This window comes from Propioniciclava coleopterorum, from assembly GCF_011393335.1.
Taxonomy (GTDB): domain Bacteria; phylum Actinomycetota; class Actinomycetes; order Propionibacteriales; family Propionibacteriaceae; genus Propioniciclava; species Propioniciclava coleopterorum.
This window is the reverse complement of record NZ_CP049865.1, coordinates 1,657,221-1,669,679: the sequence shown is the minus strand read 5'-3', so window position 1 is coordinate 1,669,679 and position 12,459 is coordinate 1,657,221. Positions and strand designations below refer to the sequence as shown.

The following is a 12,459-nucleotide window of genomic DNA, read 5'->3' as shown; positions in this document are numbered from 1 at the left end:
GTGCGCCCCTTCACGTCACCCCGCCGAGGACCATCCACAGGTTCTGATCATTGCTCCCCTGTCATTTCCACCGTCCGATCACTCGGACTGTCAGAGCTCGTGGATACCATTGGCGCCATGCCAGGAAACACCCCCGAGAATGGCGACGTGTACAGGGTGTACCGCAATGTCACCACCGATCCGGCCAAGGTGGGCAAACCCAGACGGCCCATTGCCTGCGTCGCTGCCCAGAAGGCCGATCCGTACGCTTGGCGAGGTATGGCTCGGTCCTCCACAGATGGGAGACCGCAGGACGGGGACCTGTTCAGCCCCCACCAAGACTCCCTTGGGCTCGACAAAGATGGCTACTGGTCGACGCGCTGGCTTCACCACGTCCTCAAGGCGAAGACGGGTGGGCTCGCCTGCTCCTATCTGGGGCACCTGACTCAGCCGGAGAAGAGCGACGTCCTGGCGTTGTACCGCAATCGACTCAAGTAGAACCAGCCTGTAAGTTGGATCTTCTGCTCATTCGGAGGAGGTGGGGCGATGGTTGAGATCGGCTGGACCGCGCATCGCAGCGATGACCCGGACGCCTCGAAACCTCATTGCGGCGACCTGTGGACGCTGACATGGGACGGGTCGACGCTGGCCCACGTCATGGTGTCGGCAGTGAAGCCCGATCACGTGCTCGCTTGGCCAGTCACCATGCCCGGCCAGGCGTCCTTTCGCCCTGGCATCATTCTGGATAGCCCGCTCGGCTGCCAGGTCACGGCTTGGCCCACCCGGGAAACCGGGATTGGCAACCATCTGCTGGGTCAGCGGTTGGGAGGACTGCTCCCCGCCGCAACCGTTCGCTCCATCTCGTGGGCGCTTGATGAGGACGAAGACCCCGAAGAAGTCCAATGGGACGAAGATTGGGGCTCCGAGGATGACGAGGAAGCTTTCGCCGCGCACTGGACTGAGTTGTGCTTCCACACGGGACGTACTGATGACGATGAGTGCTTCCTCAGCGAAACCAAGGCAAGGGCGGTTGGTGGCAGGGCCACGGTCCTCGCCACAGTCTTGGAGCTTGATCCAGAGGAGACACGCAGCGCTTGGTTGGGCGAGAGGCCGCTCACTCCTGAACAAGTGCTCGCTTTGGCCAAGGCCCTCGACGCAGAGCCAGCAGAACTACTTGGTCCCGATCCGGCCTATGGCCTGTGGCTCAGGTTGGCAGAACCCATCTTCAAGAAGCGCGTGGTCGAGACGGCGACAGAGGCCGGGCTGACTGAGACCCAAGTCCGGCTCTTCGCTTCACGTGACGCTTACGTGCTGGCCGCACGCGACGACGGCAGCGCTCGAACGCAGCAGAAGTTGCTTGACGCCCTGCGTCGGATCGCATCAACGGGGAGCGCTTCGTGACCGACTGGCTGTCGCTCCTCCGCAGGAACGACCACAAGGCCATCGCCCAGGCGTTGATCGATGAGGCGGAAGGGCTGGATCTGCCGTATCTGCGGGAGGAGCCCTGGGGAGCCATCTCTGAGATGCCGACGCTCAGCATCTTGGAGCTGGACACCCTGCCAGGCATGTGCGGTGGGGGCGGGTACTACGACCACCGATCGAGGACCATTTACCTTCACCCGTCCGGCCGTCGTCGCAACAACTTCACCCTTCTTCATGAACTGGGGCACTACGTTCAACGTCGGCATTCAGAATGGTCGATGGTGCTCCTTGACGACGTCCACGAAGGGATGCGACGCAAGGTGGAGGAGGCCGTCAGTGACCACTTCGCGGCCGCGATCCTGCTGAGTGCATGCGAGGACCTGGACCTCGACCCCTTCGTCACGTCGCCAGCGTTGGTCGCATCGGTCCTCTTCTCTAACTCCATGGCATCCCGCTCTGCGGCGCTCCGCCATGTGGGAGACGTCCTCCGGCATGGGGCCAAGTGGGTTTTGGCTGTGGCCGACCTCGAAGGGCGGGTCATCTACGCACAGTGCACCTACGACCAATTCCCGCCCAAGAAGGGCATGGTGCAGCCGGGGTTCTCCCGGCTGGCTGAGGAGGCACGAGATGGCCTTGTTCGCCGCGCCTTCTCCGAGGGGATGGTCTACCAAGGCGGCAGAGAATTGCACGAGATGAAGGCTGAGGCCGTCCTCGACTTCGAGGGAACCCACGTGTTTGTCGCGCTCACGCCGATCCACCGGTTCGGTCAAGGGAAGATCGAGCGCGTGTGGCACTCGTGCTCCAATCATGGCTGCGAGACTGAGGACTTCGCCCCCGATGCGCTCACCGAGTGGTGCACTGGAACCTGCCGGGAACCGAAGTGCCCCACCTGCGGCCGGTGCCGATGTGGGGGACGCTCTGGCGCGCATCAGTGCCCGAACTGCTGGATAGAAGTCACTGCCTACGAGGCCGCGCACAACCTCCACGAGTGCTGACGGCGGAGTCTTCGCGGGCGCCGCCGCTCTGCCGTCCGCGAAGCACCAGAATGCCTTGCCCTCATGCCCGATCATCAGTCAGTCGCGGGCCCAGGTCCGTCCCTGCATCGGTCTCCCGCACATGCTCAACGACTTCGTGACCAGCCGGGTGACGTGCCACGGCGCGATGGCCGAGCGATTCTGCTGGCCATCTCGCGGACGCTACCCGTCCAGCAGTTCCCCGGTCTCGGTGTTGAGAAGGGTGAGTCGAGGTCGTGCGGGGGCGATCAGTTCAGAGGCGCCGAGGCGCCGTATGTCGTCGGCGAAGGCAGCGTGCCGCCGTTGGGTGTGGCTGTCGCCGGTGTGGCGGACCTGACGGCTTCGGGCAGGCCAAGCTTGGTGGTCTTGGTCGCAGTGGCTCTTCAGGCGTCCGCGCAGGCGCTCAAGGAAACCGGGCAGGGTGTAGCGGTGCCATTCCTCCAGGCCGTTGCTATCGGGGGAGATGCCGGCACGTCGGCGTTGGTCGGCAAGGACAGCGAGCTCGTGAACCACGTGCGGGTGGTGGGGCCAGCAGGGCGGGATCATGCCCTCGGGGTCCCACACGTACTCGTGGTTGAGCCACAGCACGACTTGGTCTAGCCATTCCCACAGCTCGGCGCGCAGATGCGGGTTGCGGCAGGTGGGCGGGTCCCACGGTTTGGGCAGCAGGCTGGGGTCGCCGATGGCGGCTTTCTGGTTGTCGCTGCCTTCGGCGGCCAAGTAGAGGTCGCGGTAGGCGGTCCCAATGAGGGGACCGGGGGTCGGGAACCCAAGCACCAGCTCAGTCGAAGGTTGCGCCGAGCTGGTCACGGTGTCCGCCTGCCATCGGTGAGGCCGCCGCGCTGGGCTGCGACGAGGGCTGCGGTGGCGCGCGCGTCAGCCGACACCTGGCAGTGGCGTGCAGCGGCCACGCGCTCACGCGCGGCTCGTTGGCGCTCGAGGAGGGTGCGTCCTGGTGTGCCGTCGAGGCAGCGGGTGAGTTTGGCGATGATTGGTTTGCTGTTCTCGGCGATGACGAGGGCTTGCCGTTCGGGGAGTTGTCGGATTTCCTCGCCGCGCAGGATGGGGATGTCCTCCCCCGAGATCGACCGGCCGCCGCGTCCGGTTTGCCACGTGGTGCGGGGGACGCGGACGGTGCCAACGAGGTCGGAGACTTCCTGGTTGAACGCGACGTCCTTGCTGCCGCCGAACATGACGAGCACGTTGGTGAGGCCGAACAGGGCCTTGGCTTCCTGGTCGCCGAAGATCGCCGCGAGCTGCCGCCAGGTTTGGGCGGCGTAGATGAACGAGATCCCCAAGGCGCGCTCGTTCGCCATCCGTGTGCGCAGCGTCGGCAGCGGAGCGGTCGACGGCAACTCATCCAGTGAGGCGAGCATCGGAGGGCAGAGGCGTCCCCAGGGGGAGGTGTTGGCCAGCGCGAGGGCGGTGTCGAGGACGTGTTCGGCCAGGGCGGTCATCAGCGGGGACGCCGAAGCGTAGGGGTCTTCCCGGCCGAGCAGGTAGATGGTGCCGCGGCGTCGGATGATGTCCGCGATGTCAGTTGCGGCCCGGACCGCGCTGGGGACGCAGCGGCGGCGGATGTCGGCTTGGAAGAACAGGTTGAGGGCTTGGTGGACGGTGGTGACGGTGTTGCTGGAGGTCCGGTCGTCGCCGTGGAGGGCGCCGTGGAGGAGGCCGTGCCAGTAGGGGGCGGCGTGGGGGTGTTCGCGGAGGATCTCGCCGGGTTCGGTGGTCGACAGGGGTCTGGACACCCAGTCGAGGACGTCGTCGAGGGTGCGGCCGGTGAGGGCGGCTGCGTGAAGGTAGCCTTGGAGGACTTTGGCGGCTTCGGAGGCGTAGAAGCGGGCGGCACTGTCACCGCTGCCGGTGTGGATGGCGCCGCGGATGGTGCCGGCGGTGAATGCTTTGGCTCGGCGTTCGGCGACCATGGGGTCGACGCACCCCTGCACGGGGTCCCACACGAGTTCAGGGAGTCCTGGGGCGAGGCCGAACGGGTCGAGCACTGCACACGGCCGGTCGTCGGTGCTGCGGTCGGTGATGGTGAGGAGCAGGTCGTCGACCTTGGTGAGGGTGACGAGGGCGGCGCCGGGGGCGGCGAGGAGGGCAGGGGTGAGCAGGTCGAGGGTCTTGCCGGAGCCTTGGGGGCCGATGACGCCGGCGGTGCGATCCCACGGGCACCACAGGTCACGCGCGCGCGGCTCCCATGCCCGCCCGATCCGCCAACCGACTTGGGTGGGATCGAACCGGGTCCTCATCGCCGGGCCTCCCTCGGGGAGCGTGCGTGGAGGTCGGGGCGGACGATGGCGGCGACCTTGCGGAGCCGGCGGACGCCGAGGACCTGTTCGGCCTGTTCGCTGGTGGCCATGCCCTTGAGCCGCGACGGTCCCCAGCGTTGCCACGTGCTGTAGGCGGCCCAGCCGAGGCTGCCGGTCAGCAGGAGTTCGACGGTGACGACCCACACCCGCGGGTTGACCGCCGCCGAGGCCGGTTCGGCGGCGAGGACGGCGGGGATGCTGCCGAACAGGTCACGGGGCTGGGGCCAAGCCCACGGCTGGCCAGCGGTGAGGTGGGCGAGGGCGTCGCCGAGGTGGATGCCGACGGCGAGGGTGAGCAGGATCGCGCAGGCGATCCCGAGTGGGATCTCCCAAGTGAGCGGGTAGGGGTTGTGGCGGCGGGCGCGCTGCATGGCGGGGCTCCTTGGCGGTCAGTGGGACACGGCGACGCCGCGGGACGGCGTCCGGGTGGTGGTCGAGCGTTGGGCGGCCTGCGCGCCGTCGAGACGCACACTGGGGACGGTCTCCCAAGGGGCGGGCGGGGCGGCGTCCGCGAGGGACGGCTGGGCACCCTCCGGGATGGTGTCGAGCTGCTTGGGGCGGGTGAGGACGGTCTGCTTGATCCCGTTCCATTCGGTGTGGGCCTTGACGGTGCCGGTCACGGTGAGGGGGTCGCCGACCTTGACCTGGTAGGCCCACGCGGCGGAGGTGGTCATCTTCGCGACCGCGGTGCCGCAGTCGACCACGAGCATGACCTGGTCGGGTGAGCGGTAGGTGTACCCCTCGACCCGCATCGCCGTGCGGACCACGCCGGACAAGGTGACCTTCTCCCCGACCCTGCCGGCGTAGTCGACCGTCTGAGCGGCGTCCTGCCGGGCCGTCTCGCGCTGACGGTCGGCCTGCAGGCGTTGGTGGGCGGGGATCGCGCTGACCGCCAACCCGAGGTGCCGGGCGTCGACCGCGGCACCGCGGAGCACCACCACCAGGTTGGCCTCGTATCCGGAGCTGCCCGTCAGCCCGGTCAGCAGGTCGTCGCGGAGCCGGGGAACGCGGGCGGTGGCGTCGGCCAGATGGGGGGCGAGCTGGTCCCGGAGCTGGTCGGCGCCGCGTCCACCCACCAGCGCCAAGCGGACTTGGTCGCGGGTCGGAACGCGGCCATGCTCGAACGCCGACGCGGGCGTCCACCCGAACGCCTCGACCGCGGCGGCGGCGTAGGTGAGGACGCTGTGGACGTCCCAGGCGGACGGAGTGCCGGCCAGGCTGCCGCCGAGGGTGTTGGCGATCCCGTCCTGGGTGAGGAACACCGGCAGGGTGTTGTGGCCGAGGAAGTCCTTCAGGCAGGAGCGGCCCACCTGCAGCAGCCGGCCGGTGACGTCGTGGGAGACCAGCACCGTGGAGCGGCGGACGCGCGTGGTGTGGCAGTGGTCACACTCACCCGGCCGAATCTGATCGTTCGGCACCTCGGCGGTGGAGCCGGGCGGGTAGCGCAGGATCGTGCCGCCCTCGACGGCGTCCACGGCGGCGACGAACCGCCACCCTTGGTAGCGGGGCGGCTCGCCGGTGATCGTCACATCAAAGCCGTGCACGGTGACCGGCAGCCCACCCGCCGACGTGGAGGAACGCGTCGCCGGGACCGCAGCCACGTCGATCAGGCCGGTGAAACCCTTCCGTTCGGCGCGTTGCTGCAGCTTGGCGATCTTGGCGCGGGTGGCGGCCAGCTCCTCCGCGCTGAGGAACCACGCGTGGCCCCGGTCGGTGGCGAGCGTGTCGGCGTCCACGCTCATCGCCCCCACGCTCGCCGCGGCACATACCGTGGGGAACCCGTGGTGGGTGGGCTCGGGCGCCGCGGGCCTGAGCCGTCCACGCGCTCCCACACCGGGGCGTCCACGGTGGCGGCCTCTGGTGTGGCGACGGTGACCTCGGACGCGGAAGGTCCGGTGCCGGGCGGGGCGTCTGGTTGGGCGGCTTCCTTCGCTTGACGCTGTTCACGGTAGAAGTCGCGGTGCGGGTCGTACTCGAGGACGCGCACCTCCCGCGGCGACCACCACAAGCCGAGGAACACTTGGTAGGCGCACACGAAGTAGTGACCCTCCTTGCGTGCCGGGACCGGGCGGCCGCCCCGCACACTGATCAGGTAGGGGTACCGGCTGGGCGTCTCGTTCGAGTCCATCGAGTTCCTTCCCTCCCTTCGATAGTCAGCGGTGCAGCGCCGGCGCCGGGCCCACGGTCTGCCGCGGTAAGGCCTGCCGGTCCCGCGCGGCGCCGTCCAAGGCGGGTGTCGTGACGCGTTCCCACGCGGGCACGGGCACGGACGCCGCCCGCAACCCGGAGGCGTCGGGGGTGGACGTCATCGTCGGCTTCGAGGCACTCGTGTCGGCGTCCACGGCGAGTTGCCGGGTGGTGGCGACGGCGTCCACGGGGCGGCCGACCTGGACGGACAGGTCGGCCAGGGCCTCCTCGACGAGGGTCGGGGCGGGTTGGGTGGCTTGAAGAATCCGGTCGGTGGCCCCGATCACGCGCTGGCCGGTGGCCTTCACGACCTCTTCGACTGTCGGCCCGTCAGGGGTGGAGGCCTGGTGGGCCCAGCCGGCCACGTAGTTGAACGTGTACTGGGAGGCATCCAGGCCGTGGGCCTGAGTGACCAGGAACGCGACCGACTCGGCCTCCACCTCCACGACCCCGCGGCAGGCGAACAATTCACGTTGCTCCGGGTGGTGGAGGACGACGTGACCGGCCTCGTGGGCGAGCGTCTTACAGGCCGCTGAGTCGTCGAGGTCGGCGCGGACCCGCACCTGCCGGGTGTCGAACATCGTGACCCCGTTGGCTCCGCCGCAGTCGCCGCGGGACACCGTGTAGCCCTGCGCTTCGACGAAGGATTGCAGGGCGTCCCACAGGCCCGGTGGTGCTTGCCCGGTCAGCAGCTTCGCCTCGGGCGGTTCGGGCAGCGGGTCGCCGTCGGTCTGGGACACGTCGAACACGCTCACCGGCTTCACCCCGACCACGCGGACCTCCATCGCCGGCTTGCCGTCGGCGTCCCGTACGGGCCGGCCCTGCGGGTCGAGCTTCGGGTCGCGGCGGGTGACGGGTCCGTACACCTTGATCGACTGCTCACCGCGGCGGACCTGGCGGCCGAGGGCCTGCCAGGCGCGATAGCCGGCGACCATCGTCGCCTGCGGCTTCTGCGCCCAGATCAGCAGCGTGTTGTTGAAGCTGTACCGGTGGAAGCTGTTCGCGAACCGCAGCCAAGACGCCCAACCCTCCCCGGACGCCAACGCGGTGACCTTCTCGGCCAGTTGGGTGTGCATCGTCTCCAGGGTCGCCTGACGGGCGGCGTCCGCCTCCTCCCGGTCGTAGCCGGAAGTCCTTCGACCACGCGTTGCCATCGGGCTCACCGGCCCTGGAGGAGCTCGACCTGGGCAAGCAGGTCGGCAATCACGTCGACGTCACCGTCGGTGGCGCGGAGTTCCTCGATCTGACAGAGCAGGTCCTCCAGGATCAGCGGCACGTCCGTGAGCGGGCCGCCCACGTCCTCGACGTCGTCCCGGGTATCTTCCATGATCGGTGCTCCTCCTCGTAGTCCCTCACCTTCCAGAAGTGACGAAACTGGCCCTCCAGGGACACGTGCCGCCGACGAACTTCGACCTGAGCTCGGCGCGGGTGCGGAGGGAAGTGGCAGCCGGGCCTGACAGACTTCCCGACCGATGAGGTGCTTCGGCGACGCTCAGCCGTTGACGCTGAGGTGGACGTGGTCGAGGTGGCGCAGCGTCGGGTTGCTGGTCGGTCCGTTGGGGTGGGTGTAGGGCGTCCAGCCTTGCGAGGATCGATACGCGCGCCAGACGTGGTCGTCGTAGATGACGTACTTGACGTTGAGTTCGCCCGCGTGGGCTTGCAGCCAGTGGGCGACTTGCCAGCCGTGGGCTCGCCCTTCGGGGGTGTTCCAGGCGGGGATCATGAAGTCCACCGCGCGTCCGGCCGGGTGGTCGGAAATGTTGGGTCGCGAGCCGACGCCGCCCATGGACTGAATCCACGGGAAGGCTGCTTTGACGCAGCGCAGACCTCGGAGGGCTGCCGGTTGGAGGCCGCGTTCGGCGGTGCTGCCGATGGGTGGGCAGGGGCTGTCGGGACCGTTGGGCAGGTCGCTTTCTTCCGCCGCGCAGACCTGGGTGGCGTAGTGCTGGGCGTAGGTGAGGACGTCGTTGACGTACCAGGTGGCCCGGTTGTAGGCCAGTAGGGCTGCTCGGACGCCGTCATCACCGTCGGTCGCCCCCATGGCCGTGAGGTAGTGGGCGGCGCTGTGGATGCTGTCTGCGTCCTCGGTGATGATGGCGTTTCCGTCACGGTTGCCGTCGACGCCGTAGGTGGCGAAGGTGGCGGGCAGGAACTGCATGAGCCCTTGGGCGCCTGCCGACGAGGTGCCGGTGAGGTGTCCGTGGTTGGTTTCGGCCATCCCGACCCCGGCCAGCAGCGGCCACGGCAGCCGATAGGCGGTCGCCGCCTCCTGATACAGGGCGAGTACCTCGGCGGGGATGTCGGTGGGCGGGTTGGTGAGGCTGGCCCGCCGCTCGGTCCCCGGGGCCGGCAGCGGCTCGAGGACGTCGAGGGTTCCGTCCGCACCGACGATGGTGCAGGGGCCCACGGGGACGGACGCCGAGGCGGGGGTGGCGATGGTGGCGACCAGCAGGGCTGTACCGAGCGGGACCCCGAGCAGGAAGAACAGGACGGAAGCGAGCAGCCAGGCGGCGGGTCTCATGGTCGGGCCTACCGGGCTGAATCAAGCGCGTCGTTGGTGTACGCGAGGGCGGCCTCGGCGGGATGCAGGAGGGTCGCCACCTTGTACTGGCGGTCGCCGACGCACCACAGGGCGCGTCCTTTGCCGTGCATGGCCCAGCCGGTGACGAGGTCTTGGGCGATGGGTCCCAGGCCAAGGAGCCGTTCGAGTTCTTCGCCGACCGCTTGGTCTTGGCCGTGGAGGATCTTGATGTCGGCCAGGTGCAGCAGGTCTTTGGCGATCGCGGTGGCTTGGGAGTCTGCGTCCCCGGCCGAGAGCAGGTCGGAGGGTTTGTGGGCGACGGCGAACTGGATGTCGCCGTCGCGGCGGGAGAGTCGCAGGTCGGCGTCGAAGCTCTTGACGGCGTCCGGCCCCAGGCGCAGTTGTTTCCAGGATTCGTCGCGGACCACGATCCGCAGGTCACCGGGCATGGCCAGTTCACGCATGCCGCGTCCCCAGCTGTTGAGGCAGGTGAGCGCGATCCCGATGGCTTCGTCGCCGAGGGCCTCGAGTCGCGACAGCGACAGGGACTGGATCGGGGCGGTCCAGTCGACGGCGATGGTGGTGTGGTCGTCGAACAGCCCGGCCAGCGCCCCGGACACGAGCTGGCCCAGGGCGTCCCGCAGCAGACGGGTCTCGTCGAGGAACTGGCGTTCGGTGGCATACCGGCATTCCGTGACGAGTTCCGCGGTGGGTTGGTCGAGGAGGCGCCACAGCTGCGGGATGGTGGTCTCGGTCAGCCGGGTGTTGCCGGCGGTGTAGCCGGTGAGGTGCGCGAGGGCGGTCTTGACGACGACTTCGTCGGTGGGGCCGAAGGGAACGTGGGCATCGCCGAGGCGTTGGGAGCCGACGAGGCCGCGGACGAGGGTGAGCCAGCGCCCGAACACGATCGCCGCGCGGCGTTGGGCTTCGGCGGTCGGGAGGTCGGCCCAGCCTTGGGCCAGCGGTCCGAAGGCGAGGGGGTTGATGCGGGCGCCGAGCCCGTGACCGATGGCGAAGGGCTGGACGCCCAACGCGCGGCAGAGCTTCTCGTACTCGTCCTTGGGGTCGCCGAGGATCAGGGTGCGGTAGCCGAAGTCCATCATCCGGAGGCAGAAGGCCTTCACTGTGCCGGACTTCCCGCGTCCGGGTTTTCCGAACGCGAAGATGTTGGGGTTGGTGACGGGGATGGCATCGTCGAGGACCCACCCGTTTGGGTCGGCGTAGAACGAGCCCCCGGACAGGTGGTCGATGCCCATCTGGGCGCCGGTGGGTGGCAGGCCGGGGGCGGCGATCAGCGGCCAGAGCACCGGCGCTTGGTCGGAGGTCATCCGCCACACCGACACCGGCGCGGACGCCGGCGCCCAGCCGCGTCCGCGTTGTCGGACGCCATGGCGTGGGGTGGGTGGGAACAATCGTGCCTCCCGCGCCGGTGGCGCGGGCTTGTGGAGGGTGGGGAGTTGGTGGCCGAAGTCGGCGAGCAGGTGGGCGGTGTCACGCCCGCGGGCGGCGTTCATGCGTCGCTCCGGCGGGTGAGGCTGACGCCGAGGGGGATGCTGGAGGCCGCGAAGGCGGCGTCCTGGGCGAGGTCGAGGCGGAGCGGGGCGTAGCCTGCGCGGCGGATGGCGGCGTCCAATTTGCGGCCGTACTCGCTGATGCGGGTGGTCTTGGCGACGGTGACGGTGGCGACGGCGTGGGGGCGGGTGAGGGCGTGGCCGCGGGCGAGCTTGTCGTCGAGGTGGTAGGTCTTGGCGGCGTCCGCGCGTTGGCGGGCGCGCATCTTGACTCCGGCCTTGGCGCGGAGGCTGGCGCCCATGTCGGCGGCCCACTCGGCGTTGGCGGACTGCCGGTCGGCGGTGGTCTGCCGCAGCAGCGGGAACGCGACCGCCAGGCTGCGGCGTTCGCCGGGTTCGTTGGGCACCAGGACGGGGGCGAGCGCGCCGAGGGCGGCGCCCTTGTCGGGCAGCTTGATCGTTGCCGAGACCGAGTTCCAGGCGTCGTGGGAGTAGTGCCGGGGGGCGGGGTCGGCGCCGGAGGGTCCGGCGTGCGCCCAGGGGATGTCCGCGTTCACTGCCGGGTTCGTCTCGCGTTCGGCGAGGGCCTCGATGATGCCGGCGCGGTCGCCGGGGGCGAACCCGGTGCGGACCGCGAGCGCGAGCTGCGGGCTGGTGAGCCAGGTGACGTCGGTGGCATTCAGCCCGCCGCGGAGTTGGGCTTCAACCTCGCCCATCAGCGAGTAGAGAACGCGGGCTCGGCCCTCGAGGCCGCCGCCGGCCTCCCTGGCCTCCCGACCGAGTCTGGTTTCGGGGACCACGATCGTGACGAACGCTTCGGTGCGGACCGACGCGCGGGCCAGGGTGGCGGCCAGGTCGTCGTTCACTTGGGTGGCCAGCGGTGGGCTGGTGGGACGGCGGTGCTGGCGGATCCACAGGTCGCGTTCGGCGCCGTCGTCGGGGACGGTTCGGACGAGGATCAGGAGTTCGTCGATGAGTTCGGTACGGGCGCACACGTCGAGGAGGTCGGCGAGCCCGGCGCCCTGCCGGGCTCGTGAGTCTGCGTCGGCGAGTCCGATGCCGGGGTGGGTGATCGAGCAGGTGACCGCCCAGGTGCGGGCCGCCTTGTCCTGGATGATTGCGGCGCGGGCGAGGGTGGGTCCCTGCGGTGGGCCGTCGTGGATGGTGATGCCTGCGAGGACGCCGGGCAGGTCGGCCTGGGCGAGGTCCTCGGCGCGACCGGCCGCGGCGCGGGATCGGAACCGGGTCCAGCCGGTCAGGGTGCCGACCGCGTACTTGCCGGTGGCCAGCAGCCAGCCGGTTGCGGAGCGGCCGCGAACCGGGACGACCACGAGGACGGCGAGGAGCGCCCAGCCCAGGGCGAGGGTGCCAACCAGGGGCCAGTGTTGGGTGTTGATCGCCCAGAACACGGGCAGGCTTGTCAGGGCGAGGGTGCCGAGTTGCCAGCCGGTGAGGCCGAAGAACCAGCCGATGCGGTCCTTGGCGTAGTCGGAGTAGACAGCCACAGGGGG

At 69.4% G+C, this 12,459-nt stretch carries 13 protein-coding genes; 3 read left to right on the top strand and 10 right to left on the bottom strand.

Going from position 1 to position 12,459, the window contains the following annotated elements; all coding sequences use genetic code 11:
- Positions 1-117 precede the first annotated feature (117 nt).
- From G7070_RS08105 to G7070_RS08095, 3 genes are read left to right on the top strand one after another with little or no spacing between them, the layout of a single operon-like run.
- Positions 118-477, top strand: a complete 360-nt coding sequence (locus G7070_RS08105) for a hypothetical protein (protein ID WP_166233322.1) — start codon at positions 118-120, stop codon at positions 475-477.
- Between the two features lie 48 nt (positions 478-525).
- Positions 526-1,380 carry a hypothetical protein gene (locus G7070_RS08100; RefSeq protein ID WP_166233321.1) on the top strand — a complete coding sequence of 285 codons (855 nt, stop codon included), beginning with the start codon at positions 526-528 and terminating at the stop codon, positions 1,378-1,380.
- Positions 1,377-2,396, top strand: coding sequence for an ImmA/IrrE family metallo-endopeptidase (locus G7070_RS08095; protein ID WP_166233320.1), 1,020 nt, complete (start codon positions 1,377-1,379; stop codon positions 2,394-2,396). The genes G7070_RS08100 and G7070_RS08095 overlap by 4 nt, the downstream gene beginning before the upstream one ends.
- A gap of 201 nt (positions 2,397-2,597) precedes the next feature.
- Here G7070_RS08095 and G7070_RS08090 read toward each other — a convergent pair whose 3' ends face one another.
- The 10 genes from G7070_RS08090 to G7070_RS08045 form a co-directional block, all read right to left on the bottom strand.
- A complete protein-coding gene (locus tag G7070_RS08090; protein ID WP_166233319.1) occupies positions 2,598-3,224 on the bottom strand; it encodes a hypothetical protein in 627 nt (208 codons plus the stop codon).
- Entirely contained in the window at positions 3,221-4,669 is a 1,449-nt protein-coding gene (locus G7070_RS08085) for a type IV secretory system conjugative DNA transfer family protein (RefSeq protein WP_166233318.1), read from the bottom strand. Before G7070_RS08085 ends, G7070_RS08090 begins: the two co-directional genes overlap by 4 nt.
- Positions 4,666-5,100 (bottom strand): hypothetical protein, encoded by a 435-nt coding sequence (locus G7070_RS08080; protein WP_166233317.1) that lies wholly within the window; start codon positions 5,098-5,100, stop codon positions 4,666-4,668. The genes G7070_RS08085 and G7070_RS08080 overlap by 4 nt, the downstream gene beginning before the upstream one ends.
- Positions 5,101-5,118: 18 nt before the next feature.
- A complete protein-coding gene (locus G7070_RS08075; protein WP_166233316.1) occupies positions 5,119-6,471 on the bottom strand; it encodes a hypothetical protein in 1,353 nt (450 codons plus the stop codon).
- Positions 6,468-6,857: a hypothetical protein gene (locus G7070_RS08070; RefSeq protein WP_166233315.1), complete on the bottom strand. Its 390-nt coding sequence runs from the start codon at positions 6,855-6,857 to the stop codon at positions 6,468-6,470. The genes G7070_RS08075 and G7070_RS08070 overlap by 4 nt, the downstream gene beginning before the upstream one ends.
- Before the next feature lie 25 nt (positions 6,858-6,882).
- Positions 6,883-8,070, bottom strand: a complete 1,188-nt coding sequence (locus G7070_RS08065; protein ID WP_166233314.1) for an ArdC-like ssDNA-binding domain-containing protein — start codon at positions 8,068-8,070, stop codon at positions 6,883-6,885.
- Between the two features lie 5 nt (positions 8,071-8,075).
- Positions 8,076-8,243 (bottom strand): hypothetical protein, encoded by a 168-nt coding sequence (locus tag G7070_RS08060; protein WP_166233313.1) that lies wholly within the window; start codon positions 8,241-8,243, stop codon positions 8,076-8,078.
- A 165-nt stretch (positions 8,244-8,408) separates the two neighbouring features.
- The gene (locus G7070_RS08055) at positions 8,409-9,437 is read right to left on the bottom strand and encodes a lytic transglycosylase domain-containing protein (RefSeq protein WP_166233312.1); all 1,029 of its coding nucleotides are present in this window, start codon (positions 9,435-9,437) and stop codon (positions 8,409-8,411) included.
- A gap of 8 nt (positions 9,438-9,445) precedes the next feature.
- Complete coding sequence (locus G7070_RS08050; RefSeq protein ID WP_166233311.1) at positions 9,446-10,951, bottom strand: ATP-binding protein; 1,506 nt, start codon at positions 10,949-10,951, stop codon at positions 9,446-9,448.
- A complete protein-coding gene (locus tag G7070_RS08045) occupies positions 10,948-12,453 on the bottom strand; it encodes an SCO6880 family protein (protein WP_166233310.1) in 1,506 nt (501 codons plus the stop codon). The genes G7070_RS08050 and G7070_RS08045 overlap by 4 nt, the downstream gene beginning before the upstream one ends.
- Positions 12,454-12,459: the final 6 nt, after the last annotated feature.

Coding starts and splice junctions, on each gene's coding strand:
- G7070_RS08105 (WP_166233322.1), top strand. CDS start 118: ATGCCAGGAAACACCCCCGAGAATGGCGACGTGTACAGGGTGTACCGC.
- G7070_RS08100 (WP_166233321.1), top strand. CDS start 526: ATGGTTGAGATCGGCTGGACCGCGCATCGCAGCGATGACCCGGACGCC.
- G7070_RS08085 (WP_166233318.1), bottom strand. CDS start 4,669: ATGAGGACCCGGTTCGATCCCACCCAAGTCGGTTGGCGGATCGGGCGG.
- G7070_RS08080 (WP_166233317.1), bottom strand. CDS start 5,100: ATGCAGCGCGCCCGCCGCCACAACCCCTACCCGCTCACTTGGGAGATC.
- G7070_RS08075 (WP_166233316.1), bottom strand. CDS start 6,471: ATGAGCGTGGACGCCGACACGCTCGCCACCGACCGGGGCCACGCGTGG.
- G7070_RS08070 (WP_166233315.1), bottom strand. CDS start 6,857: ATGGACTCGAACGAGACGCCCAGCCGGTACCCCTACCTGATCAGTGTG.
- G7070_RS08065 (WP_166233314.1), bottom strand. CDS start 8,070: ATGGCAACGCGTGGTCGAAGGACTTCCGGCTACGACCGGGAGGAGGCG.
- G7070_RS08060 (WP_166233313.1), bottom strand. CDS start 8,243: ATGGAAGATACCCGGGACGACGTCGAGGACGTGGGCGGCCCGCTCACG.
- G7070_RS08055 (WP_166233312.1), bottom strand. CDS start 9,437: ATGAGACCCGCCGCCTGGCTGCTCGCTTCCGTCCTGTTCTTCCTGCTC.
- G7070_RS08050 (WP_166233311.1), bottom strand. CDS start 10,951: ATGAACGCCGCCCGCGGGCGTGACACCGCCCACCTGCTCGCCGACTTC.